Genomic DNA, 22,091 nt, shown 5'->3' with positions numbered 1-22,091 from the left:
GCGAGCCGGTTTTTGGAGAAAGATCGATGAAAGTTCGAGCTTCCGTAAAGAAAATGTGCCGTAACTGCAAGATCATTCGTCGTAATGGCGCTGTCCGCGTCATCTGCAGCGAACCACGGCACAAACAACGCCAGGGTTAATTCCCCTGGGTTGTATTAAGCGGTGCCAGCATACCCCTTGCCTTAGGGCGCTAAAAGGGGTATGCTGTTGCGCCTTTTGTAGATGAATAAACGAGCAAGCCGCTCAAATTTCGGAGTAAGCTGATGGCCCGTATTGCAGGCGTCAATATCCCGGACAACAAGCATGCGGCGATCTCGCTGACCTATATCTTCGGGATTGGCCGTACCCGTGCTGAGCACATCTGTGCAGCAGCCGGTATTGCCATGAATGCCAAGATCCAGGACCTGTCTTCTGAAGAAGTCGACACCCTGCGTTCTGAAGTTGGCAAGTACACCGTAGAAGGCGACCTTCGTCGTGATGTCACGCTTAATATTAAGCGTCTCATGGACTTAGGCTGCTACCGTGGTCTGCGTCATCGTCGTAGTCTTCCGCTGCGTGGTCAGCGGACTAAGACTAACGCGCGCACCCGTAAGGGCCCGCGTAAGCCGATCCGCAAATAACACGCACGTTCTGGCGTAAAGACAGGAATAGACATCAACATGGCTAACCCGCGTAGTAACCGTAAAAAGGTTAAAAAGCAGGTAGTGGATGCGATTGCGCATATCCATGCCTCTTTTAACAACACGATCGTGACGATCACAGACCGCCAGGGCAACGCTCTTTCTTGGGCGACTGCCGGTGGTTCGGGTTTTCGTGGTTCTCGCAAGAGCACCCCGTTCGCTGCTCAAGTGGCAAGCGAACGTGCAGCAACTGCTGCAGCCGAGTATGGTGTGAAGAACGTAGACGTACTGGTTAAAGGTCCAGGACCCGGTCGTGAATCCGCCGTGCGCGCACTGAATGCCGCCGGCTTCCGCGTGCAAAGCATCGTAGACGCGACGCCCATTCCCCATAATGGCTGCCGTCCGCCGAAGAAACGCCGCGTTTAAGGAGACAGATTCATGGCTCGTTATATTGGACCGAAGTGCAAACTGTCTCGTCGTGAAGGCACCGACCTCTTTTTGAAGAGTGGTGTGACTCCCTTCGAGAAAAAGTGTAAATCCGAGCAAATCCCGGGTGTACACGGCCAGCGTCGTCAACGTCTTTCAGACTACGGCTTGCAGCTTCGCGAGAAGCAAAAAGTACGTCGCATGTATGGCGTACTCGAAAAACAGTTCCGTAACTACTACAAAGAAGCCGCTCGCCTGAAAGGCGCGACTGGTGAAGTATTGTTGCAGTTGCTCGAATCCCGACTGGATAACGTCGTCTACCGCATGGGCTTCGGCTCGACTCGCTCTGAAGCGCGTCAGCTGGTCAGCCACAAGGCGATTTCCGTGAACGGCCGCACCGTTAACGTAGCTTCTTATCAAGTGAAGCCGGGTGACGTTGTTTCCATTCGCGAAAAGGCGAAAAACCAAGCACGTATTCAAAGCGCGTTGTCCATTGCGGCCAACCGTGGCGATATCGCTTGGATCGAAATCGACGCCAAGAAGATGGAAGGCACTTTCAAGGCTCTGCCTGAACGCGGTGACCTGTCTGCCGACATCAACGAAAACCTGATCGTCGAGCTGTACTCCAAGTAAGCAGTTTTCTGTTTCTTGTCTATCTGGTGCGGGTGTAACGCCCGCGCCAGGTCGTACCGAGTACCAAGTATCCGTTTGGCAGCCTGAAAGGTGTTCATATGCAGCGTTCAGTGACAGAGTTTCTACGTCCTCGCGACATCAAGGTCGAAGAAATCAGCGCACATCACGCCAAAATCGTGCTCGAACCGTTCGAGCGTGGCTTTGGTCACACCCTGGGGAATGCACTGCGTCGCATTCTGCTTTCGTCTATGCCCGGCTGTGCCGTGGTAGAGGCTGAAATTGCTGGCGTCGAGCATGAATACAGTGCGCTCGAAGGGGTGCAGGAAGATGTCATTGAAATCCTCCTGAACTTGAAAGATGTTGCGATCAAGATGCACAGCCGCGATGAGGCGGTGCTCACGCTGAACAAGCAGGGCCCAGCCGTCGTCACCGCTGGCGACATTGCGCTTGATCATAGCGTCGAAATCGTCAACCCGGACCACATCATTGCTCATGTCAATGAAGGTGCCGAGCTGAAAATTCAGCTTAAGGTAGCGCTGGGTCGTGGCTACGAACCGGCTGACGCGCGTGGCTCTGATGAAGAGACGCGTGCCATTGGCCGCCTGCAGCTGGATGCCACCTTCAGCCCTGTCCGCCGTGTTTCCTACTCGGTTGAAGCCGCTCGCGTAGAGCAGCGCACCGACCTCGATAAGTTAATTATCGATCTGGAAACCGACGGTACCCTGGATCCGGAAGAGGCTATCCGTCGCAGTGCGACCATCCTGCAAGAGCAGCTGGCCGCCTTCGTCGACCTGGAAGCTGATAAAGAACAGGAAGTCGAAGAGGAAGAGGATCATGTTGATCCAATTCTATTGCGCCCCGTAGACGATCTTGAGTTGACCGTTCGCAGCGCGAACTGCCTAAAAGCCGAGAATATTTATTACATCGGTGATCTTATCCAGCGCACAGAAGTTGAGCTGTTGAAGACACCGAATCTCGGTAAGAAATCTTTGAATGAAATCAAAGACGTATTGGCGGCTCGCGGCTTGTCCCTTGGCATGCGGTTGGAAAATTGGCCACCGGCAAGCCTGAAGGACGACAAAGCCTCCGCGTGAGCGTCGACTTGAGTCCCAGTTTGGTAAGGAATTACAACCATGCGTCATCGTAAGAGTGGTCGTCATCTGAATCGCACCAGCTCGCATCGTCAGGCCATGTTCAAGAACATGTCTGTCTCGCTGGTCGAGCATGAAGTCATTAAGACAACCCTGCCTAAAGCCAAGGAGCTGCGTCGCGTTATCGAGCCGCTGATCACCTTGTCTAAGCAGGATAGCGTTGCAAACCGTCGTTTGGCATTTGCCCGCACGCGCTCTAAAGAAGCCGTCGGCAAACTGTTCAACGAACTAGGTCCGCGTTATGCCGAGCGTCCGGGCGGTTACGTCCGTATTCTTAAGTGCGGTTTCCGCACCGGCGACAACGCGCCTATGGCGTTCGTTGAGCTAGTTGATCGTCCGGTTGTTGAAGAAGCTGCTGCAGAAGAGTAATCCTCTGCGCTAGGTTTCTTTAGAAGCAATCGAAAACCGACCCCTCAGTGGGTCGGTTTTTTTATGGCATATATTTATCTTCTTTTGATACGCATGTAACTTCTCTTTTTCTAAGCCTAACTCCGTATATACTCAACTTATTATTAAAAGTACCTAGCATGGCCGTGCAGCGTAGGGAAAGCCTTGCGTTGCACCTTGAGTATGGCATGGTAGTTAGGCCATGGATCAGTCACAGTACGTTGATAACAAGCAAGGGGCAGGTATGTATGCGAGGGTAAAACAGATCGCCGTTGGCGGTGCATCAACGGTATGGTCACTGAGTATGGTGTTGCTGCTTATGCTGGCAATGGTCTCCAGTGCTCACGCCGACAATCCACGCTATGCAGGCATTGTGGTGGATTTGGATAATGGTGAAGTCCTCTACGCTGAAAATATTGACGATCAGCGTTATCCTGCCTCGCTGACCAAAATGATGACCCTGTATTTGACCTTTGAAGCGCTGGAAGCGGGCACGCTGCGTTTAGACCAGCCCTTGCCGGTTTCCCGTTTTGCAGCAGCAAAGCCAGCCGTAAAGCTCTGGCTTGCTGCAGGTAGTTCTATCCCCGTCGATACGGCCATACGTGCGCTAGCGGTTCGCTCGGCTAATGATGTTGCCGCGGTGGTTGCCGAAGCACTGGGCGGTAGCGAAGCGCGTTTTGCACAGATGATGACCACCAAGGCGCGCGAGCTCGGCATGCACGCGACCACCTTCCGCAATGCCTCTGGCTTGCCTGATGACGGCCAAGTAACCACCGCACGGGATATGTTGACGCTCTCAGTACGCGTAATGCAGGATTTTCCGCAGTACTACCACTATTTCGGTCTCCAGGAATTTACCTATCGCGGTACACGGCATACCAGCCACAACCGTCTGGTGCGTGATTATCCTGGCGCTGATGGGCTGAAAACCGGATTTATTAGAGCGTCTGGTTTTAATGTGGCGACCACCGCAGTTCGAGGTGATCGGCGATTAGTGGCAGTGGTGATGGGCGGTTTTTCATCTCAGTCGCGTGATACCCATATGGCCAATTTGCTAGACCGCAGCTTCTTGCGAGCTTCACTACGTGATCAGCGTAGCTGGGTGGCCGACACCGCCTTTTCACAAGAGTTTATGGCTTTTGCCCCTCCCGCCCAGCCGGTTTCCCCACCCACGCCTGAACCGCGTCAGCCGCTGTTGGCCGTCGTGGAAACGACCACGCTTTCGCCCTCCGCGGACACTGCCGCTTCAGCGCCCGTCGTGGATCTTGAAGAACAGTTGGCCGATATAACCAGCGTTCAGCGCCCCACGCCTGAAAGCGAGATGCCCCAGGCCGACCCATTGCAGGCCTTTATTGAGCGCGAACGTCAGCTTGCTTCCGTCAATGAAATAGGCGGCGGTTGGGGAGTTCAGGTAGGCGCCTTTAGCCAGGAGGCTCAGGCACGGCAATTGGCGCAGCAGGCGGCTCAGCGTATTGCACAAAATTTAGGTGGCCGTGTGGCCATTGACACTTTAGAGGGTCAGAACCCGGTTTACCGCGCCCGCTTAATGGCGTTGGATGAGCAGCGCGCCCGCCAAGCGTGTCGCGAACTGCACTCCCAGGGGATGGACTGTATGGTCGTTAACGCCAGCTTGTAAGCTAGCTAAGCTGGCGTTGTTTCAAGCGCTGATCCAGGTTCGTATCACCCCGCCACTCGCTATTGGGCGGGGTTTTTGCTTTTAAGCCATTGACGATTACCGGCTAACAACAACTAAGGGGATAGCGGTGACAACCTCACTGAAGGGCATACTCTGCATGTGTATGGGCGTTCTTTTTCTTGCCCTGGGGGACGCCGTTTCCAAATGGTTAGGCGAGACACACTCGCCGCTGCAGATTATTTTCTTCCGCGCTTTAGTCTCCTTGCCGATGATTGCGCTGCTTGCCCATTTTGCCGGTGGTTTACGTAAGCTACGCACGAAGCGTCCAGGCGTTCATTTTCTGCGTGGGTTAATCTATACCGCCACCATGGTTTGTTTTGTATGGGGCTTAACGCTGTTACCACTTGCAGAAGCCACGGCAATCGCTTTTGTGGCACCACTATTCGTAACGCTACTCTCGGTGCCACTACTGGGAGAGCGAATCGATCCACCGGTGCTCATCGCTTCATTAGTGGGCTTTGCAGGGGTGCTGATCGTGGTTCGTCCTAACGGCGATGCATTTCAAATGGGCGCTTTGGTACTCGTGGCGGCCGCGCTTTTTTATGCCTTGATGATGATCACCGCACGGCGCTACGGCGCTCGTGAACACCTATGGGCAATGCTGTTTTACATGACGTTTGTGCCATTAATAGTGACCGGTTTAACGTTGCCATGGGTATGGCAAGCTCCTCAGCCGTGGCACTGGGTCGGATTTTTTGCTTCAGGCGTACTCGGCGTTGCGGCAACGGCCTTTATTACCCTGGCCTTTCGTTATGCGCCTGCCGCCATTGCCGCACCGTTTGATTACACGGCGATGCTTTGGGCAGTGCTGCTTGGCTGGTGGTTTTGGGGGGAAATGCCCGACCTCTGGGTGTGGGTGGGCAGCGCCCTGATTATGGGCAGCGGATTAGCGGTCGCATATCACGACCGCCGCACTACTCTTAAACGTCGGCCTACTGCCTAGCAGAGCGCTTAAGCGAACTGGTAAACGTCCATCGCCAGTACGCCGTGTTCCACGCTGTGGTGTAGCTGGGTGGCGTTACCGCCAGCGCCCATCGCGACCAGCAGGGGTTGAAAATGCTCGGGCGTGGGGTGATTCTTCCGCGCGCTAGGGGCGTTCTCCCAATTTAGCAACGCCTCACGGTCATTGGCGACCAGGTGATCGTGTACCCAGTGCGCAAACTCATCTACCCAGCCGGGCATCGGGCTATCTTGCGCCATCAGCTCATATAAATTATGGGTCAGACTGCCCGAGCCGATCACCAAAATGCCCTCGTCCCGCAGTACCGACAGCCGTTCCCCAAGTGCCGCCAGCTCCGCATTGCTCCAGCGCACCGGCAGCGATAAAGAAACGACGGGTATATCCGCGCCAGGAAACATTAACGAGAGCGGCACCCAAACGCCATGGTCGAAACCGCGCTCTATCGGTTTGGCGCCCAACAACGCGGCCAGCCGTTCCGCCAGTTCAGGGTCGCCAGGCGCGGCATAGTGCAAATCAAAAAGCGCCTGCGGAAAACCGCCAAAATCGTGAATCGTCTTTGGTTTGGCGCTGCTACTGACCAGTAGCTCGCTGCTCTCCCAGTGGGCCGACACCACTACCACCGCTTTAGGCGAGAGCTGACTGCCAAGTTCACGCAGAAACGTATGGGCAGATGTTTTATTCAGTGCCAGCATGGGTGAACCATGGGAAATAAATAGGCTAGGTAACATGGGTAGATCTCCACGGCAGTACCGGCGCTTACGGTGTAGCAAGCGCCGGTGATGAGGTTAAGCAAAGCGACGGCTTAATACCCAGCGACCACTTCCCAGGCCCGCTTGAGTAATGAGGGCCAGCGTCCAGAACACCGGAAATTCCCAACCGCCACCCGCATTCGAGAACATCCAGCCGTTACCCAAATGCACCCAGGCGGCGCCCAGCAGTACCGGCACCAGGGCTAGGCTTACCCAGCGGGTGTACACGCCGAGCAGAAGGGCGATCCCACCACCTACTTCAGCCGCAATGGTTAGGTACGCCACAAACCCTGGTAAGCCGAGTGACTCAAAATAGCCGACCGTACCCGGTACGGTAAATACCAACACTTTGAGCAAACCATGAGCGAGGGCCATAACGCCCAGGCTGATGCGCAGAAGTGAAATAGCATAAGGCTGTAGCGAAGGAGTAGCCGTAAGTGATGATTGAGTCGTCATGTGAGGAGCTTCCATCTGGGTGATTGATGGAGCTACTTTACTGCCAAGCCAGTGTGAGATAATCAACGCGTTATGCACATCACTGTTGCGTAATAGGCGACAATCCAATCGCCTGTTCCCAAGTCGGGGGATCTCCCCACGCCTCGGTAAGCAGATCGATAAAGCGCTCCACCTTGGCGGGCAGATAACGCCGGGCAGGGTAGAGCGCGTGAACGTCGAGTCTTACCGCAGGCTCGTTGGTTAAAATCGGCACTAACCGCCCACTGACGATACTCTCCGTGACCAGAAAGCTGGGCTGTTGGGCGATGCCTAAGCCCGCTTCCGCGGCCTGGGTCAGCACATCACCATTATTGCTCTCCAATGGGCCATTGACCGCTAATGACTGCGTTGCAATCTGCCAGTCAGCGCTCTGCTGACCACTACGATAGCGCAGGCAGCGGTGCTCATTAAGGGCGTTAACGCTACTGGGTTCGCCGTGGCTGGCAAGATAGGCTGGTGATGCACAAAACAGCAAACGGCAGCGAGTCAGGCGGCGTGCCACCAGGCTGGAGTCCGGCAGGCTGCCGATACGGATCGCCACGTCATAACCCTCTTCCAGTAGATCAACGCGACGGTCATTAAGGTCCAGGCGCACGTCAAGCGCCGGGTGGGCAAGCATAAATTGGGTAACGAGTGGCGCTAAGTAGCGGGTACCAAAACTCATGGGTCCATTGACGCGTAAACGGCCGCGCACGTCGCTGGTGCCTTGGCCAACTTCAGCAGCGGCTTCATCGAGCGCTTGCAGCACCCCCTGGGCGCGCATTAAATAGCGCTCGCCTGCCTCCGTGAGATGGAGACGACGCGTCGTGCGCTGTATCAGGCGCGCCCCAAGAGTCTCCTCCAGTGCCATGACCTGACGCGACACGCGGGTACGCGAAATATCGAGTGATTCAGCGGCCCGGGTATAGCTACCCAGCTCGGCAACTCGCACGAAAGCCACGATATGCTCTAGTTGGTTCATAGCGGCGCAGTTGCCTGAAAAGCGCGTGCCGCTTTGAAAGGATCGTGTTGGCCACAGATCGCAGAAATCACGGCAATACCGTTCGCTCCCGCCCGATGCACGCTAATGGCATGCTCAGCTTTCAATCCACCAATCGCCACGCTGGGCAGTGGGCAGGCCTTGACCAGCGAGGCTAAGCCGCCAAAGCCAATCGGCTGGGCGTGGTCTTGTTTACTGCCGGTCGCAAACACGGGCCCAATACCCACGTAATCGAGTAACGCGATAGGTGCCGCTTGGAGCTGAGCGAAGGTATTGATCGACAGGCCAATAATCGCCTGCTCACCCAGCACTTGGCGGGCTTCCTCAATAGCGGCATCGCTCTGACCGACATGCAGGCCATCTGCCTGGCTCTCTAACGCTACCTGTAACCGGTCATTAATGATCAATGGCACCCCGCTACCTGCCAGCAGTGCTTTTAGCCGCTTGGCTTGAGCAGTCATCTGTTCATCGCTGGCATACTTATCACGTAGCTGCACGATGGTCACACCACCTCTTACCGCTGCTTCAACCGTCTGCTCTAGGCCATAGCCGTCGCAAAGCGCAGCGTCGGTTACCAAATAAAGCGATAGATTAAACGGCATGGCGTGGCTCCAACTGGGTATGAGCAGTGAGATCGTCTGGGGTCAGTTGATAAAGTGCATCCAGCAGAGCGACCTGAAAACTGCCTGGGCCCTGCGCCGTTTTACCCGCCCGCTCGCCAGCAACGGCAAAGCAGCCGAGCGCAGCGGCGGTGGCTTCCAGCGGGGCTTCACGGTTGGCTGCTACAAAGGCGGTGACCAGCGCGCTTAAGCCGCAGCCTAGCGTTGTAACCCGGGGCATCAAGGGGTGGCCACCGTGAATACGGTAGTGCTGTGTGCCATTCGTCACCCAGTCGCTTTCACCGGTCATCGCGACAATGCAGCCATGTTTTTGCGCCAGCGCTATCGCTGCGTCGATGGCTTGGCCGGAGGCGGCGGTCGAGTCCACGCCGCGGCCTTGGCTGGCTAACCCATTGAGCGCCAGAATTTCAGAGGCATTGCCACGAATCACGCTAGGCTTTAGTGCGAGTAACCGCGTGCACAGCGATTGACGATAGTAGGTCGCGCCAACGGCGACAGGGTCTAACACCCAGGGAATCGAGTGCTGGCCAGCGGTAGCCGCTGCGGTCAGCATGGCCTCTGCCCAGTGGGCAGAGATAGTGCCAATGTTGATCGACAGCCCTGTTGAAATAGCGGTGAACTCAGCCACTTCCTCTGGCGCATGCAGCATGGCGGGTGACGCGCCGGTGGCTAGCAGCAGGTTGGCCGTGCTGTTCATGGCGACATAATTGGTCATGCAATGGACTAGCGGTGTCGCTGTGCGTAGCGTCGCAAGATAATCGCCAAGCGGAGGTAGGGTCATAGCATCCTCCCGGCGGGGAGGTGGTAAGCAGTACCACGACTCCCTACGCCGGTGTTATCCGGTTCAGGTTCAAAGGGTTCTTCTCAGCTCGCCAATAACGGCGAGCGCCCCTGCCGAACGATCACTATCCTTGGCTGCGTTGGCCCTGTAAAGCCCAGGGTGAGGGAGATGGGTGGAAATATGGCGCCTTAGCCCCCATGTTAAGCGGTATCAGCCGTTAACGAACCACATCAGCGACAGGAGAGCGTGATGAGTTTTCAAGGTGAGCAGCATTCTGGTGTTGTCGATACGCCGCCCCAAACCCAAGGATTCCGTTTAAACCACACCATGCTGCGGGTGAAAGACCCCGAGCGGGCGCTGGCGTTCTACTCCAAGGTGTTTGGCATGCAGGTGCTGCGGCGGCTGGATTTCGAAGAGATGCAATTCTCGCTCTACTTTTTAGCCAACCTAGAGCCAAGCGATAACGTGCCGGAAGAGACTGAAGCGCGTACTGTCTGGACCTTTAGCCAAAAAGGGCTATTAGAGTTGACCCACAACTGGGGCACCGAAAACCAGGAAGATTTCGCCTACCACGATGGCAACGCCGAGCCCCAGGGCTTTGGTCACATCTGCTTTAACGTGCCGGACTTAGCTACGGCTCAGGCGTGGTTTGACGAGCACGACGTTACCTTCGTCAAGCGCGCCGACCAGGGCAAGATGCAAGATGTTATCTTCGTTAAAGACCCGGATGGTTATTGGATCGAAGTGATCCAAGCGGACTTGATGGTGGGGAAGAGCGATACATGAGGCCTATCAATGGCTAAACTACTGTTCCGGCTGCGCCATGTGACCGACGAAGAAGCCATGGAAGTGCGCGACCTGCTCGCTGCCCATGGCTTTGACACCTATGAAACCCAGGCGGGCTTTTTCCGCCTGGGCGTTGATGCGATTTGGCTGCGTAATCCACATCAGCATGAGGCGGCCATCGCCGCGTTAGACGCTTATCAGGCAGAGCGCCTTGAGCGCGCTCAGCGTGAGCATCAAGCAGCGGTGGAGCGGGGCGAGGCAGAAACCTTGTGGCGCCGTTTGGCCGCACACCCGCTGCAGGTGGTGCTGGTTCTGTTAGCGGTGGGACTGATTGCAGCCCTGACGCTATTGCCATTTCTGGGCCTGTCTCGAACCTGAGGTTAAACTTTGGCCTAAGCGGGCGGCAGATGACCCCGTTTGAGGTACATCATCACGTCATCATCACCGGCGGTGAGTTCAGGAGCTGCGCCGCTGGGGTAGCGACACCAGGTGCCCGCCGTGTAGCTCTGCTCGCTATCGCTCAGACTGCCTTCCAGAATCAAAAGCTCCAGACCGCCCAGCAGAGTCGGGTAGGCAATCGAGGTGCCCGCCGACCAGCGCTCCAGGCTGGTGCGCTCCTGCTTATAGGTGTGCAGCATCTTGTAGGCAATGCGCGGGCGTCGGTCTGGCTGCCAGGGCAATCGGTGAGCCGGTACCGCCAGTTGTAGCGTATCGTTAGGGTCAAACTGATGCAGTTTGACAAAAATCAGCGCGCCTTCTTCCCCAATCTGCGGCGTATGGCCGGTGCCAATGGGGTTTCTCAAGTAACTGCCCGCCGCATAGCGGCCATGCTCATCGGCGAACACGCCTTCCAGCACCAGAATTTCTTCGCCGCCGCCGTGGGTATGGCGCTCAAACTGCGTATTGGGCGCGTAGCGAACAAGGCTGGTCGCGCGGGCAACTTCATCACCAATCCGGTCAAACATCATGCGCTCGACCCCGGCACTGGGGGAATCGACCCACTGATACGCTTCCGGGGTAACACAGGCAAAGTGGCTAAAATCGGCGTTTAGACGCATGGGAAAGACTCTTCGCAGTGAAGGTAAGTGACGGGGGAGGGTGCTAGTCTCCTTATCGACAGCGAAAAATGCAACTTTCGGTGTATTTCACGCGCCATTTAGACATAAAAAATGCCGCCCGAAGGCGGCAACGCTTAATACTGATTAAGAAAAAGTAACAATAGTCTCACTAAGGGGCGTCGGTGAGCGCGGTAAGGAGGTGGTGTGCAGCTTCGATGCGCGCCTGATTGGGATAGTTGCGGTTTGCCAGCATGACAATACCGATCTGCTCACTAGGCACAAAAGCCACATAGCCGCCAAAGCCGTTGGTTGAGCCGGTCTTGTTGTAGAGCGCCTCTTGCCTAGGGGCTAGCGGCGGGGCTAAGCGGTTGGCGGGATTGGGCTGCAAAATCATCTCAAGCGAGTTACCTGCCAGCAACTGATCGAGCGCTACTGGGTAGGCATAGCTTTCCCAGCCCAGTCCTTGGGTCATATTACCCACACCAAAGTAACCCGTGCGCGTAGCTGCCAAGGCTTGACTTAGTGATTCATCAAGTTCAGCCAACCCCATATGCGCTTCCACAAATGTCAACACATCGGCGGCTGTGGATTTCAAACCGTAAGCTTGGGCATCCAGCATGCCGGGGTTCACTCTAATCGGCTCATCCTCTTTAGAGTAACCGTAGGCGTAGTGTGCCTGCTGTGCTTCTGGCACCTGAAAATAGCTGTGCTCAAGCCCTAGCGGGGCGAACAGTGCCTCTTCCATTAGCGTCTCATACGATTTGCCAAGGCGTTGGGTGGTTAAGTAACCCAGCAAGCCGATGCTCGGATTGGAGTAGAGCCGATGGCTGCCGGGGGGAGATTCAGGCTGCCACTGGCGATAGTAGTCGAGCATTTGCTCTTCGTTTTGTACCGCATCGGGGAACTGCAGCGGAAGCTCACCTGCCGTATAGGTGCCCAGTTCCAGCAGCGTGATCTCATCGAAGGCACTGCCTTCAAGGGCGGGCAGGTACTGGCTGGCCGGGTCGGAAAGCGAAAGCGCACCGCTGGACTGGGCATAGCCCGTTAACGCCGCCGTGAAGATCTTGCTGATCGAGCCAAGTTCGAACAGTGTCTCATCGGTGACCGGAGTACCCGCTTCTTGGTCGGCTTCTCCATAATTAAAGTAATGCTGTTGGCCACCGATACTCACAGCGACCGTCATGCCTGGAATACGGTGCTCCGCCATCAAAGGCGCAATAGTGTCGTTTACCAGCGCCTCGATGTCTGCGTTTTCAGTCGCATCAGATGCCCAGGCAAAGCTGCCGATGACAAGAGAACCCGTCATGATAAGCCCGGAGTTTGCTGCTAACATCTTACCCATACCAGTATCCTGTTGTGATTAGCATTGAGTGAAAGCTGGGTGGTCTCACCCGCCGTCAAGAGCGTGACAGTGGTTAATTTACGGCGTGCTGTGTCGATTAACAAACAGCGATATTTTGCCCGAGCCATTAGAAAAATTTGGGGGTCAAGGTGGTGCGTCCCTACCTACCGTTAAAAGCACTGCGCGCCTTTGAAGCGTCGGCCAGGCATTTAAGCTTTACCCGAGCATCTGAAGAGCTTCACGTCACCCAGGCCGCGGTTAGCCATCAGGTGAAGCTGCTCGAAACGCAGTTGAAGGTGCCGCTGTTCAAGCGCTTGCCTAGGGGGCTAATGCTGACTCAGGAGGGTGAGCTGCTGCTGCCGGTATTGAAGAGTTCATTTGATCAGATCTCCCACACCCTGGAGCGGGTGGGCGAGAGCAGCTACCGGGAAGTGCTAAATGTCGGCGTGGTCGGAACCTTTGCCGTCGGCTGGCTGCTGCCAAGGCTGGCGGATTTTAAGGACCAATACCCGTTTGTCGATTTGCGCCTTTCCACCCATAACAACCGGGCGGATATTGCGGGCGAAGGGCTCGATTTTGCTATCCGCTTTGGCTCCGGGGCCTGGCACGCTACCGCGGCGCAGCCGCTGCTACCGGCGTCACTTTCGGTCATGTGCACGCCGACCATTGCTGCGCGGCTTAACACGCCAGCCGATCTATTAGGCGAGACCTGGCTGCGCTCTTATCGCGCCGATGAGTGGACAGAGTGGCTATTAGCGGCGGGGCTGCCGCGCAGCTTTGCGATGACTAACAGCATTGTGTTCGACTCTTCCATCGCTATGGTGGAAGCCGCGATACAAGGGGCAGGCGTGGCGCTGGCGCCACCGCTGATGTTCCCCCGTCAACTGAGCAGCGGCGCGCTGGTACAGCCTTTCGACACTGCTGTCAGTTTGGGAGGTTACTGGCTTACTCGCCTACAGACACAGCCTGAAACCCACGCCATGGCCTCTTTTCGCGAGTGGCTGCTCACGGCGATTAATCGTCGAGACGCTGATAGCTGAGCAGCGCGGTTGACGTTGAGGGCTTAGTGGCTATGACCATGATCATCGTGGTCGTGGTCGTGGTCGTGGTCGTGGTCGTGGTCGTGGTCGTCATGCCCAGGCTCTGCCAACGCATCGTGCAACACCTGCGCATTGTGGCGCATCATGCCCAGGTAGGTGCTTGCTTCACCTTCCGCGGCCAGTGCGTCCGCGTAAAGCGTGCCCGCAATCGGCAGGCCGGTCTCTTCGGCTAGCTGGGTGATGATCGACTGATTGGTCATGTTCTCGTGGAACAGCGCCTTCACGTTCTCCTGCTCAATCACATCCACTAGCGCCGCCATGCTGGCACCGCTTGGGTCAGCTTCCGTAGAAAGCCCCACGGGAGAAAGGAAATTCACCCCGTAGGCGCTTGAGAAGTAGCCGAAGGAGTCATGGCCGGTAATGACGCTGGTGGAAGCCGGTATCTCGTCAATCAGCGCACGAATTTCAGCGTCGACCTCCGCCATTTCCTGTAAATACTGCTCCGCATTGGCGCGGTAGGCATCGGCGTTATCGGCATCGGCGGCGACTAACCCATCGCGGATATTGGCCACATACACTCCGGCTTGGTGCATATCCTGCCAAGCGTGGGGATCTTGATTGCCATGGTCGTGACCGGCGTGATCATCGGCATGGTCGTCATGGCCATGGTCATCGTGACCGTGCTCTTCATGATCGTGTTCGTCATGACCATGATCGTCATGCTCTTCATGTTCAGCGAAAGCGCGCGCCTCAATACCATCGGTGGCGGTGACCAGAGCGCCGGAGTAGTCGCTGGCGCTAATCAGGCGCTCCATCCAACCCTCAAATAGCAGGCCGTTAAAGACCACTAAATCAGCGTTCGCCAGGGAGCGTGCATCGCCGGGGCTGGGGGAGTAAACATGGGCATCGCCATCGGCAGCGACCAGGGAGGTCACGTCAACGTGGTCACCGCCGACGTTTTCCACCATATCCGCCAGGATAGAGAAACTGGTTACCACCTGAACGCGCTCATTAGCCATGGCCGCAGGCAGCGCCAGCATAGCGGACACCCCTACTAACCAGCGTGAAGACCGAGATGATAAAAGGGTAAGCGACATACAACACTCCTTACGATAAGCATGAAAACAGGCAATTAAGACCCTTGCTACGCTGCCAGCGGCGTTGTTTTACGTCGCAGCTTGGCTGCCAAACTGTGGTAGCGACCAAACAGGGCCGAAAAGAGATAACCGAACCCGGCCAGCAGAATAATGCTCGGCCCCGAAGGGATATCCAGATGAAAAGAGAGCAGCAGGCCGCCGGTACTCGCCACCATGGCCAGCACAATCGCGATGCCGATCAAGCCTTCTAAGCGTTTACTCCAAAAGCGTGCCGAGGTGGCGGGCAGCATCATTAAGCCCACGGCCATTAACGTACCCAGCGTTTGAAAGCCAGCAGTGAGATTCAGCACTAGTAGCCCCAAAAACACGCTGTGTACCCAACCGCTGCGACGGCTTTGTCCACGCAAAAACAGCGGATCCAAACACTCCACTACTAGGGCGCGAAACACCACCGCCAGAATCAGCACAATCAGCGTACTAATACCCGCAATCAGCAGCAGCGCGGTAGAATTGATCGCCAGAATCGAGCCGAACAGCACATGGGTAAGATCCACGCTGCTGCCGCCCAGTGAAATCAGCATCACGCCTGCGGCCAGGGAGATAATAAAAAAGCTCGCCATGGCGGCATCTTCACGCTGACCACCCATTTTCGAGACCGCCCCCGCCAGCAGCGCGACCATTAACCCAAACAGCACCCCGCCGATGCTCATAATCGGCAGCGAAAATCCTGCCAGCAAAAAGCCTAACGCGACGCCGGGCAAAATGGCGTGGGCCATGGCATCGCCAATCAGGCTCATACCGCGCAGCACCAAAAATACACCCAGCGGCGGCGCAGCCAATGAAAGCGCCAAGCCACCCACCACCGCGCGGCGCATAAAGCCGTAATCGAACGGGCTGACAAACCACGCATTAAGCAGATCCAACATGGCGACCTCCCATGGTAAACGGTACTACCTGAGCAGGTGCGTGTTGATGGGTCAGCGCACTGGGCGCGACCCAACGGCCGTGGCCGCCGTTGAGCATCAGCACTTCATCGGCCAGGCGGCGCAGGTGATCCATATCGTGGAGCACCACAATGATCGTCGCGCCGTCGTCGGCCATCTGGCGCAAAATGCGGATCAAAATATCCACGGTTTCGCTATCCACATTGGCAAACGGCTCATCGAGCAGCAGCAGCTCGGCTTCCTGCATTAGCGTGCGGCCAATTAACGCGCGCTGGCGCTGGCCGCCGGAAAGCTCGCCCAGCGGGCGGTGGGCCAGGTGGGAAATACCCAGCCGCGCCATAATCTCCCGGCCCTTGCGGTAGTGCGCTGCGCAGTAGCCGGTTAACGCGCCGTGGCTGGGCCAACTGCCGGTCATCACCAGCTCTTCCACGCTCATCGGGAAGGTCAGGTCCAGCGCTAACTGCTGGGGCAGCCATGCTCGGCGCTCTTTGGCGACGGTACAGACCACTTCGCCGCTAATAGGTCGAAGTTCGCCCATAATCGCCTGAATCAACGTGCTTTTACCGGCGCCGTTAGCACCAATCAGCGCGGTAATGGCGCCCGGCTTAAAGTCACCTTCAAGGTGCTCCAGCACCGTGCGTCGCGCCTGCGCCAAATGCAGATTGTGCAGCTGTAAACGTGATAAAGAGCGCTGACTCATCCTAACCACCCGCCAGCCCAAACCACCAACCCCCAAAGCGCCAACAGCGGCACGGCAACAAACAGCAGCCGTTTAACAGCCGATAGCGACATCAAGGAGAAGTGGCAGGGGCCCTCCTTGTTATGGCGGTGCGTATGCTCACTCATCAAGCGGCCTCGTATAATGACGAATAGGTTATAACATAACGTTTGGCAAAGCCAAAAAATTGCTGGGTATTTTACGCGTTCACGCCGCACAGGCAAAGATAAAGCGCTGGCGGAAAATCGCCGCCAGCGCTTTAGGGGGTAACAAGACGGGAGAATCAGTAGCGCCAGGTAGCCCCCAGCTGCTGTGGCCCCACGTTGAACGCATATTCACCGGGGATGGTAATCGGCCCTAGCGAGAGGTTAGCGGGCTGGAAGCGATTAATCGCCGAAGACGCCTGATTGGGCTGCGACCAAATTTGCAGCTCGTTAACCAGCATGCCGGTGGCAAAGTTAATAGCGCCGTCACTTTCCCGGCCATCGGCGGCAATCACCGCACCCGCCACGCCATTGACCACCAACGAGCTCACCCGGGCACCCCAGCCACGCCGCTCGCGTTCGGCTTGGGCGAGCTGCAAGCCCAGCGCCTGCACACCGCTTAAATCGCCGCTGGCTTTCAAACGCTCATACTCGGCCAATGCCGCCGGGTGTGGCTGGCGATCCGTCAGCATACCGGCCACGGCCAGGGCGGATTTCACCACGCCCACCCGGGCATCAAAGCGGTCATCCGGGTCACTCGCCTCGCTCGACTGGTAAGCGTTGACTGCCAGGCTTGTGCCGTAAACGCCTGTCCAGCCCCACTGCCAAACGTTGGCATGGCTGGCGCCGTTCTCAAATACCTCATCGTATTCACCCCACTGCCCATCTGTTTGTGCCTGGGCTTGTAGAGAGACAGGCATAACGACCACCAGGGTGGTCACTAGCGCGGCGAGAAGACGAAAAGCATGCATGAAGAGGTGCCTATATAGGGGAGCGGTAGCGCTAAGCGTAGCACGCAAATCAAATCAGCCGAGGGTGGATTCAGGGTTGGTGAAGTATGACTAAGGTCAATGGCGTGGTGGGGTAAAGGATGGTTAGATGGAGAAAACGATGATCAGGAGCGCCGTATGGATGACTTTTCGCCCAGTGACCTAAAAACGATTCTTCACTCCAAGCGTGCTAACCTCTATTACCTGCAGCACTGCCGGGTATTGGTGAACGGTGGCCGGGTAGAGTACGTCACCGATGAGGGCAGCAAATTCCGCTACTGGAACATCCCGATTGCCAATACCACCTCGATACTGCTGGGCACAGGCACCTCGATTACCCAAGCGGCCATGCGTGAGCTTGCCAAAGCAGGTGTATTAGTCGGGTTCTGCGGTGGCGGCGGTACGCCACTATTTGCCGCCAATGAGGTTGATGTAGACGTTGCTTGGTTAACGCCACAAAGCGAGTACCGGCCCACGGAGTATCTGCAATATTGGGTGCGCTTCTGGTTTGACGATGCCAAACGCCTGGATGCTGCCCGGGCATTTCAGCAAGCCCGCCTTGCGCGTATCGAAGCGCTGTGGACAAGCCGAGTGATGAAAGACGCAGGCTTTACTATTTCCACCGATCATCTGCATAGCGCGCTCAACCATCACCGCGAAGCAATCAAGCATGCCCCCAGCACTGTCGACCTGCTCACCTTAGAAGCGCGATTAACTAAAACGCTGTTTAAGCTCGCCGTGAACGCAGTGGATTACGGCGACTTCACCCGCGCCAAGCGTGGGTCAGGCACCGACCCCGCCAACCGCTTTCTCGATCACGGTAACTACTTGGCCTATGGCCTAGCGGCGACGGCCACCTGGGTGCTGGGTATTCCTCACGGGCTTGCGGTACTTCACGGTAAAACCCGCCGGGGCGGCTTGGTATTTGATGTGGCGGACTTAGTGAAAGACGCGGTGATTCTGCCCCAGGCGTTTATTTCCGCCATGCGCGGCGATGAAGAACAAGAGTTTCGCCAGGCCTGCATCGAGCGCTTAACCCGCACTGAATCCCTCGACTTTATGATTGATACCCTCAAGGACGTCGCCCAAGCGCTGGGGAGTGGCGACGCATGAACGTGCTGCTAATTTCCCAGTGCAACAAAAACGCCCTGAAGCAAACCCGGCGTGTGCTTGACCAGTTTGCCGAGCGCCGGGGCGACCGCACCTGGCAAACGCCGATTACCCAAGCCGGGCTGGAGACACTGCGCAAACTGCTGCGTAAAACTGCCCGCAAAAACACCGCTGTCGCTTGCCACTGGATTCGTGGCCACGATCACAGCGAGCTGATGTGGGTGGTGGGGGATGCGGCTCAGTTCAATATCAATGGCGCGGTGCCCACCAATACCACCGCCAGAGATATTCTGCGCAGTCGTGATGAAAACGACTGGCACAACGGTGAAGATATTCTTTTGCTCACCGCGCTGGCGGCGCTACTGCACGACCTGGGCAAAGCCTGCGACGCCTTTCAGCTGCGGTTAAAAGGCAAACTGGAAGGGCGCAACCTATACCGTCATGAGTGGATATCGCTACGCTTGTTTCAAGCGTTTGTAGGCAGCGATGACGATGCTACTTGGCTGGCGCGTCTGGCCGAAGGCGACTATCAAGAGCAGGATTGGCTGAAGGGGCTGGCGCGTGATGGAATAGACGCTCCTACCTCGGCAGTGTTCAGCCGATTACCGCCGCTGGCGGCTGCGCTGGGTTGGCTGGTGCTTAGCCACCACCGACTACCGCTAAAACCGCCAGAAAACGATGGTGAAAATGAAAGACGCTGGGGCAGAGGAAAGGCGCCACTTCAGGCGGAGCAGTTGGGCGGATTGTTTGCTTCCATTCATGCCGAGTGGAACGAGATTCCTGAAACCCAAGACCCTAAACGCATCGCGCCCTACTGGCAATTCAAGAGCGGGTTGCCCGTTAGCACCCCACGTTGGCGTGATCGTGCTACTAAGCTTGCCACGCGGTTGCAGGCACGGCTGCAAAATGGCGCTCACTGGCTGGAAAGCCGCTACGTTGTGCACTTAGCCCGGCTTAGTTTAATGCTGGCTGACCACCACTACTCTAGCCTGGAAGATCTCAAGCATCGCGTTCGCGGCGAGCCCAACTACCCGTTAATTGCCAATACCGTTCGCAAAACCGGCAAGCCCAACCAGCCGTTAGATGAGCATATTCTGGGGGTTGAGAAACACGCCGCCGCGGTTGCCCGGGCGCTGCCCAGTGTTGATAGCCACCTACCCCGTTTAGCGCGCCATAAAGGCTTTCGTAAACGCAGCAGTCACCCGCGCTTTCGTTGGCAGGATAAAGCTTTCGATCTGGCGCAATCGCTTAGAGAGCGCAGCCAGCGCCAAGGCTTTTTTGGCATTAATATGGCGTCCACCGGATGTGGCAAAACCCTCGCCAATGGCCGCATTATGTATGCGCTGGCCGATCCCCAGCAGGGCGCGCGCTTTAGCATCGCCCTTGGGTTACGCACGTTAACCTTGCAAACCGGCCAAGCCCTACGTGATCGTCTGCACTTGGGTGAAGACGAACTCGCCGTGCGGGTAGGTGGCAGCGCCAATAAAGCCTTGTTTGAACATTACGAGCAGGAAGCCGAAGCCAGCGGCTCGGCCTCTAAACAGGCGCTGATCGATGAAGACGCCCACGTGGTGTTCGACGGCAATTTTGATAACCACCCGGTACTGCGTCGTTTGAGTGATGAGCCGGGCACCCGCGCGCTGATCGCAGCGCCCATTTTGGTATGCACCGTTGACCACCTTGTGCCTGCCACGGAGAGCACGCGAGGCGGGCGTCAAATCGTACCCATGCTGCGCCTGATGAGCAGCGATTTAGTGCTCGATGAAATCGACGATTTCGATATCAACGACCTGCCCGCGCTTACCCGATTAGTCAATTGGGCGGGGCTGCTAGGTTCACGGGTGCTGCTTTCATCGGCCACCTTGCCGCCTGCGCTGGTGGAGGGGTTGTATGAAGCCTATCGCAGCGGTCGCGAAGCTTTTCAGCGCCACCGAGGCGAACCGGGCTTGGCGGTGGATATCTGCTGCGCCTGGTTCGACGAGCACGACCGCCAGCATGAAAACTGCGCCAGTAGCGAGACTTTCAAGACCGCGCATCATGCCTTTGCCAAGCGTCGCTTAGAGCGCCTATCGAATAGCCCGGTGCGCCGCCGTGGCGAGATTTTAGCATTGCCACCGCTAAGCAAACGCCCGGAAGAGATCAGGCCCGCCATTGCGACACTGCTGCGCACTCATGCGCTAGCGCTGCACCAGCAGCACCACTCCGTTGACCCCCACACCAGCAAACGCGTTAGTTTTGGTTTGATTCGCATGGCCAATATCGACCCGTTGGTGGATGTGGCCAAGGCACTGTTTCAGCAGGGCGCGCCAGAAGGTGTACGCATTCACCTCTGCGTTTACCACTCCCGCCACCCGCTGGTCATGCGCTCGGAGATTGAGCGCCGGTTAGATAAAACACTGCAACGGACCGAACCCGAGCGCGTGTTTCAGCAGCCGGATATCCGCCGCTTACTGGATAGCAGCGAAGAAAACGACCACCTGTTTATCGTGCTGGGCTCGCCGGTCACCGAAGTTGGCCGCGACCACGATTACGACTGGGCGATAGTAGAGCCTTCTTCCATGCGCTCAATTATCCAGCTAGCGGGCAGGGTGCGCCGCCACCGCGAACAAGCCTGCGAAGTGGCCAATATTTTGCTTTTAGAGACCAATCTAAAAGACCTTGAACGGCCGGGCGAACCTGCTTTTTATAAGCCAGGCTTCGAAACAAACGCTACTTGGCGTCTCAAAAACCACTCACTTAACACCTTGTTAACGCCGGATGAGTACCTGGTGATCGATGCCCGCCCCCGCGTGCTAGCTCGGGAAACGTTGCACGCTAAAGAAAGTCTCGTCGATCTGGAGCATGAGCGGCTGCACCAGTTAATGATTGAACAGCCCGCCGAGCCGTTAACTAAAAAAGAGATAAGAATTGGTAAAACCCCCAAGCCGCCGCCCTTGGGAGCCTATAGCTGGCATGTAATGCCGCATCTGCATTTAACCGGTGTATTGATTCAGCGTGACCCATTTCGCAAGCAGCTTGAGCCTGAAATAACGCTAGCACTGCTGCCCGATGAGGGTGGCGAAACCTGGACGCTACACCGTGTGGACGATGGCGCAAGGCGAGGCGAAAAGCTCTACGTTCCGGTGGAAGAAAGCCTGCTGGTGCGGGTAGACCTAGCAAAAGAGCAGGGCGAGCGGATTCAACCCTGGGGTGCAAGTGATTACCTAACGGCGCTGGCTGACTTGGCGGAAGACCTGGATATCTCCCTTGATCGCGCCGCCCGTACCTTTGGCACGGTAACGGCCTCGGCGAGAAACCAGCGGTGGGGGTATCACCCTGTATTGGGGTTTTGGCGGAGCAAATGAAATTAAGCCTGCTGGTTAATATCCGCGAGCGTTTTGCAAACCAGGGCTTGTATGCCAGCAAGAGCTTCAGCGCTGTTGTTAGCAAGCCAGGAGAGACTTGGAAATTGTGAGCATAAACCTACAAATTGTTGGTCTTCTTCAGACCAAAGAATACTAAAGATATGGTCGCTGTGATTTATCA

The 22,091-nt window shown here is 56.7% G+C and carries 25 protein-coding genes and 1 riboswitch; of the genes, 13 read left to right on the top strand and 12 right to left on the bottom strand.

All coding sequences use genetic code 11. The features are described 5' to 3' along the window. Positions 1-26 precede the first annotated feature (26 nt). The 8 genes from rpmJ to HZS80_RS10850 all read left to right on the top strand — a co-directional run bounded on the left by rpmJ (position 27) and on the right by HZS80_RS10850 (position 5,856). Positions 27-140 carry a 50S ribosomal protein L36 gene (gene rpmJ, locus HZS80_RS10885; RefSeq protein WP_008959154.1) on the top strand — a complete coding sequence of 38 codons (114 nt, stop codon included), beginning with the start codon at positions 27-29 and terminating at the stop codon, positions 138-140. Positions 141-263: 123 nt separating this feature from the next. After that, a complete protein-coding gene (rpsM, locus tag HZS80_RS10880; RefSeq protein WP_007111986.1) occupies positions 264-620 on the top strand; it encodes a 30S ribosomal protein S13 in 357 nt (118 codons plus the stop codon). Positions 621-659: 39 nt separating this feature from the next. Next, the gene (gene rpsK / locus HZS80_RS10875; RefSeq protein ID WP_007111985.1) at positions 660-1,046 is read left to right on the top strand and encodes a 30S ribosomal protein S11; all 387 of its coding nucleotides are present in this window, start codon (positions 660-662) and stop codon (positions 1,044-1,046) included. Between the two features lie 12 nt (positions 1,047-1,058). Further along, a complete protein-coding gene (gene rpsD, locus HZS80_RS10870; protein ID WP_008959152.1) occupies positions 1,059-1,679 on the top strand; it encodes a 30S ribosomal protein S4 in 621 nt (206 codons plus the stop codon). Between the two features lie 98 nt (positions 1,680-1,777). After that, positions 1,778-2,773 carry a DNA-directed RNA polymerase subunit alpha gene (locus HZS80_RS10865; protein ID WP_008959151.1) on the top strand — a complete coding sequence of 332 codons (996 nt, stop codon included), beginning with the start codon at positions 1,778-1,780 and terminating at the stop codon, positions 2,771-2,773. A 39-nt stretch (positions 2,774-2,812) separates the two neighbouring features. After that, positions 2,813-3,199, top strand: a complete 387-nt coding sequence (gene rplQ / locus HZS80_RS10860; RefSeq protein WP_008959150.1) for a 50S ribosomal protein L17 — start codon at positions 2,813-2,815, stop codon at positions 3,197-3,199. A 322-nt stretch (positions 3,200-3,521) separates the two neighbouring features. Further along, positions 3,522-4,853, top strand: a complete 1,332-nt coding sequence (locus HZS80_RS10855) for a D-alanyl-D-alanine carboxypeptidase family protein (protein ID WP_179916125.1) — start codon at positions 3,522-3,524, stop codon at positions 4,851-4,853. Between the two features lie 127 nt (positions 4,854-4,980). Beyond that, the gene (locus tag HZS80_RS10850) at positions 4,981-5,856 is read left to right on the top strand and encodes a DMT family transporter (protein WP_281662305.1); all 876 of its coding nucleotides are present in this window, start codon (positions 4,981-4,983) and stop codon (positions 5,854-5,856) included. Between the two features lie 8 nt (positions 5,857-5,864). On the opposite strand, the gene HZS80_RS10845 is transcribed toward HZS80_RS10850, so the two are convergent. The 5 genes from HZS80_RS10845 to thiM all read right to left on the bottom strand — a co-directional run bounded on the left by HZS80_RS10845 (position 5,865) and on the right by thiM (position 9,498). Next, positions 5,865-6,602, bottom strand: a complete 738-nt coding sequence (locus tag HZS80_RS10845) for a DODA-type extradiol aromatic ring-opening family dioxygenase (RefSeq protein WP_179916093.1) — start codon at positions 6,600-6,602, stop codon at positions 5,865-5,867. A 57-nt stretch (positions 6,603-6,659) separates the two neighbouring features. After that, positions 6,660-7,079 carry a DoxX family protein gene (locus HZS80_RS10840; protein WP_179916092.1) on the bottom strand — a complete coding sequence of 140 codons (420 nt, stop codon included), beginning with the start codon at positions 7,077-7,079 and terminating at the stop codon, positions 6,660-6,662. Between the two features lie 79 nt (positions 7,080-7,158). Then, complete coding sequence (locus HZS80_RS10835; protein WP_179916091.1) at positions 7,159-8,079, bottom strand: LysR family transcriptional regulator; 921 nt, start codon at positions 8,077-8,079, stop codon at positions 7,159-7,161. Further along, positions 8,076-8,699: a thiamine phosphate synthase gene (gene thiE / locus HZS80_RS10830; protein ID WP_179916090.1), complete on the bottom strand. Its 624-nt coding sequence runs from the start codon at positions 8,697-8,699 to the stop codon at positions 8,076-8,078. The genes HZS80_RS10835 and thiE overlap by 4 nt, the downstream gene beginning before the upstream one ends. Beyond that, entirely contained in the window at positions 8,689-9,498 is an 810-nt protein-coding gene (thiM, locus tag HZS80_RS10825) for a hydroxyethylthiazole kinase (RefSeq protein ID WP_179916089.1), read from the bottom strand. The genes thiE and thiM overlap by 11 nt, the downstream gene beginning before the upstream one ends. A gap of 23 nt (positions 9,499-9,521) precedes the next feature. Further along, positions 9,522-9,620, bottom strand: a riboswitch (TPP riboswitch). Positions 9,621-9,747: 127 nt separating this feature from the next. Between thiM and gloA the strand changes: the two genes are divergently transcribed. Continuing rightward, entirely contained in the window at positions 9,748-10,284 is a 537-nt protein-coding gene (gene gloA, locus HZS80_RS10820; protein WP_179916088.1) for a lactoylglutathione lyase, read from the top strand. A gap of 9 nt (positions 10,285-10,293) precedes the next feature. Then, the gene (locus HZS80_RS10815; protein ID WP_035564082.1) at positions 10,294-10,662 is read left to right on the top strand and encodes a DUF6164 family protein; all 369 of its coding nucleotides are present in this window, start codon (positions 10,294-10,296) and stop codon (positions 10,660-10,662) included. 14 nt (positions 10,663-10,676) lie between these two features. Here the strand turns inward: HZS80_RS10815 and HZS80_RS10810 are convergent, their stop codons facing one another. After that, positions 10,677-11,342 carry a cupin domain-containing protein gene (locus tag HZS80_RS10810; RefSeq protein ID WP_035564085.1) on the bottom strand — a complete coding sequence of 222 codons (666 nt, stop codon included), beginning with the start codon at positions 11,340-11,342 and terminating at the stop codon, positions 10,677-10,679. Positions 11,343-11,511: 169 nt separating this feature from the next. Next, positions 11,512-12,675: a class C beta-lactamase gene (gene ampC / locus HZS80_RS10805; RefSeq protein ID WP_374730588.1), complete on the bottom strand. Its 1,164-nt coding sequence runs from the start codon at positions 12,673-12,675 to the stop codon at positions 11,512-11,514. A 158-nt stretch (positions 12,676-12,833) separates the two neighbouring features. On the opposite strand from ampC, the gene HZS80_RS10800 reads away from it, so the two are divergent. Beyond that, entirely contained in the window at positions 12,834-13,724 is an 891-nt protein-coding gene (locus HZS80_RS10800; RefSeq protein WP_179916086.1) for a LysR family transcriptional regulator, read from the top strand. 23 nt (positions 13,725-13,747) lie between these two features. Here the strand turns inward: HZS80_RS10800 and HZS80_RS10795 are convergent, their stop codons facing one another. The 5 genes from HZS80_RS10795 to HZS80_RS10775 form a co-directional block, all read right to left on the bottom strand. After that, positions 13,748-14,821, bottom strand: a complete 1,074-nt coding sequence (locus HZS80_RS10795) for a metal ABC transporter solute-binding protein, Zn/Mn family (RefSeq protein ID WP_179916085.1) — start codon at positions 14,819-14,821, stop codon at positions 13,748-13,750. A gap of 47 nt (positions 14,822-14,868) precedes the next feature. After that, a complete protein-coding gene (locus HZS80_RS10790) occupies positions 14,869-15,747 on the bottom strand; it encodes a metal ABC transporter permease (RefSeq protein WP_035564097.1) in 879 nt (292 codons plus the stop codon). After that, positions 15,731-16,465: a metal ABC transporter ATP-binding protein gene (locus tag HZS80_RS10785; protein WP_035564100.1), complete on the bottom strand. Its 735-nt coding sequence runs from the start codon at positions 16,463-16,465 to the stop codon at positions 15,731-15,733. Before HZS80_RS10785 ends, HZS80_RS10790 begins: the two co-directional genes overlap by 17 nt. Continuing rightward, positions 16,462-16,611, bottom strand: coding sequence for a hypothetical protein (locus HZS80_RS10780; protein ID WP_166650368.1), 150 nt, complete (start codon positions 16,609-16,611; stop codon positions 16,462-16,464). The genes HZS80_RS10785 and HZS80_RS10780 overlap by 4 nt, the downstream gene beginning before the upstream one ends. A gap of 155 nt (positions 16,612-16,766) precedes the next feature. Continuing rightward, complete coding sequence (locus HZS80_RS10775; RefSeq protein ID WP_035564103.1) at positions 16,767-17,438, bottom strand: hypothetical protein; 672 nt, start codon at positions 17,436-17,438, stop codon at positions 16,767-16,769. 156 nt (positions 17,439-17,594) lie between these two features. On the opposite strand from HZS80_RS10775, the gene cas1f reads away from it, so the two are divergent. Together cas1f and cas3f are read left to right on the top strand one after the other, a co-directional pair. Next, positions 17,595-18,569 carry a type I-F CRISPR-associated endonuclease Cas1f gene (cas1f, locus tag HZS80_RS10770; protein WP_179916084.1) on the top strand — a complete coding sequence of 325 codons (975 nt, stop codon included), beginning with the start codon at positions 17,595-17,597 and terminating at the stop codon, positions 18,567-18,569. After that, positions 18,566-21,910 carry a type I-F CRISPR-associated helicase Cas3f gene (cas3f, locus tag HZS80_RS10765; protein ID WP_179916083.1) on the top strand — a complete coding sequence of 1,115 codons (3,345 nt, stop codon included), beginning with the start codon at positions 18,566-18,568 and terminating at the stop codon, positions 21,908-21,910. Before cas1f ends, cas3f begins: the two co-directional genes overlap by 4 nt. Positions 21,911-22,091 lie beyond the last annotated feature (181 nt).

Source organism: Vreelandella glaciei (genome assembly GCF_013415125.1).
GTDB lineage: Bacteria > Pseudomonadota > Gammaproteobacteria > Pseudomonadales > Halomonadaceae > Vreelandella > Vreelandella glaciei.
The sequence above is the reverse complement of the archived record's forward strand: the minus strand, read 5'-3'. Positions and strand labels throughout refer to the sequence as shown.

What these genes read in the sequence shown, in the direction of transcription:
- rpmJ (WP_008959154.1), top strand. Translation starts at nt 27, where the DNA reads ATGAAAGTTCGAGCTTCCGTAAAGAAAATGTGCCGTAACTGCAAGATC.
- rpsM (WP_007111986.1), top strand. Translation starts at nt 264, where the DNA reads ATGGCCCGTATTGCAGGCGTCAATATCCCGGACAACAAGCATGCGGCG.
- rpsK (WP_007111985.1), top strand. Translation starts at nt 660, where the DNA reads ATGGCTAACCCGCGTAGTAACCGTAAAAAGGTTAAAAAGCAGGTAGTG.
- rpsD (WP_008959152.1), top strand. Translation starts at nt 1,059, where the DNA reads ATGGCTCGTTATATTGGACCGAAGTGCAAACTGTCTCGTCGTGAAGGC.
- HZS80_RS10865 (WP_008959151.1), top strand. Translation starts at nt 1,778, where the DNA reads ATGCAGCGTTCAGTGACAGAGTTTCTACGTCCTCGCGACATCAAGGTC.
- rplQ (WP_008959150.1), top strand. Translation starts at nt 2,813, where the DNA reads ATGCGTCATCGTAAGAGTGGTCGTCATCTGAATCGCACCAGCTCGCAT.
- HZS80_RS10855 (WP_179916125.1), top strand. Translation starts at nt 3,522, where the DNA reads ATGGTGTTGCTGCTTATGCTGGCAATGGTCTCCAGTGCTCACGCCGAC.
- HZS80_RS10845 (WP_179916093.1), bottom strand. Translation starts at nt 6,602, where the DNA reads ATGTTACCTAGCCTATTTATTTCCCATGGTTCACCCATGCTGGCACTG.
- HZS80_RS10840 (WP_179916092.1), bottom strand. Translation starts at nt 7,079, where the DNA reads ATGACGACTCAATCATCACTTACGGCTACTCCTTCGCTACAGCCTTAT.
- HZS80_RS10835 (WP_179916091.1), bottom strand. Translation starts at nt 8,079, where the DNA reads ATGAACCAACTAGAGCATATCGTGGCTTTCGTGCGAGTTGCCGAGCTG.
- thiE (WP_179916090.1), bottom strand. Translation starts at nt 8,699, where the DNA reads ATGCCGTTTAATCTATCGCTTTATTTGGTAACCGACGCTGCGCTTTGC.
- thiM (WP_179916089.1), bottom strand. Translation starts at nt 9,498, where the DNA reads ATGACCCTACCTCCGCTTGGCGATTATCTTGCGACGCTACGCACAGCG.
- gloA (WP_179916088.1), top strand. Translation starts at nt 9,748, where the DNA reads ATGAGTTTTCAAGGTGAGCAGCATTCTGGTGTTGTCGATACGCCGCCC.
- HZS80_RS10815 (WP_035564082.1), top strand. Translation starts at nt 10,294, where the DNA reads ATGGCTAAACTACTGTTCCGGCTGCGCCATGTGACCGACGAAGAAGCC.
- HZS80_RS10810 (WP_035564085.1), bottom strand. Translation starts at nt 11,342, where the DNA reads ATGCGTCTAAACGCCGATTTTAGCCACTTTGCCTGTGTTACCCCGGAA.
- ampC (WP_374730588.1), bottom strand. Translation starts at nt 12,675, where the DNA reads ATGTTAGCAGCAAACTCCGGGCTTATCATGACGGGTTCTCTTGTCATC.
- HZS80_RS10795 (WP_179916085.1), bottom strand. Translation starts at nt 14,821, where the DNA reads ATGTCGCTTACCCTTTTATCATCTCGGTCTTCACGCTGGTTAGTAGGG.
- HZS80_RS10790 (WP_035564097.1), bottom strand. Translation starts at nt 15,747, where the DNA reads ATGTTGGATCTGCTTAATGCGTGGTTTGTCAGCCCGTTCGATTACGGC.
- HZS80_RS10785 (WP_035564100.1), bottom strand. Translation starts at nt 16,465, where the DNA reads ATGAGTCAGCGCTCTTTATCACGTTTACAGCTGCACAATCTGCATTTG.
- HZS80_RS10780 (WP_166650368.1), bottom strand. Translation starts at nt 16,611, where the DNA reads ATGAGTGAGCATACGCACCGCCATAACAAGGAGGGCCCCTGCCACTTC.
- HZS80_RS10775 (WP_035564103.1), bottom strand. Translation starts at nt 17,438, where the DNA reads ATGCATGCTTTTCGTCTTCTCGCCGCGCTAGTGACCACCCTGGTGGTC.
- cas1f (WP_179916084.1), top strand. Translation starts at nt 17,595, where the DNA reads ATGGATGACTTTTCGCCCAGTGACCTAAAAACGATTCTTCACTCCAAG.
- cas3f (WP_179916083.1), top strand. Translation starts at nt 18,566, where the DNA reads ATGAACGTGCTGCTAATTTCCCAGTGCAACAAAAACGCCCTGAAGCAA.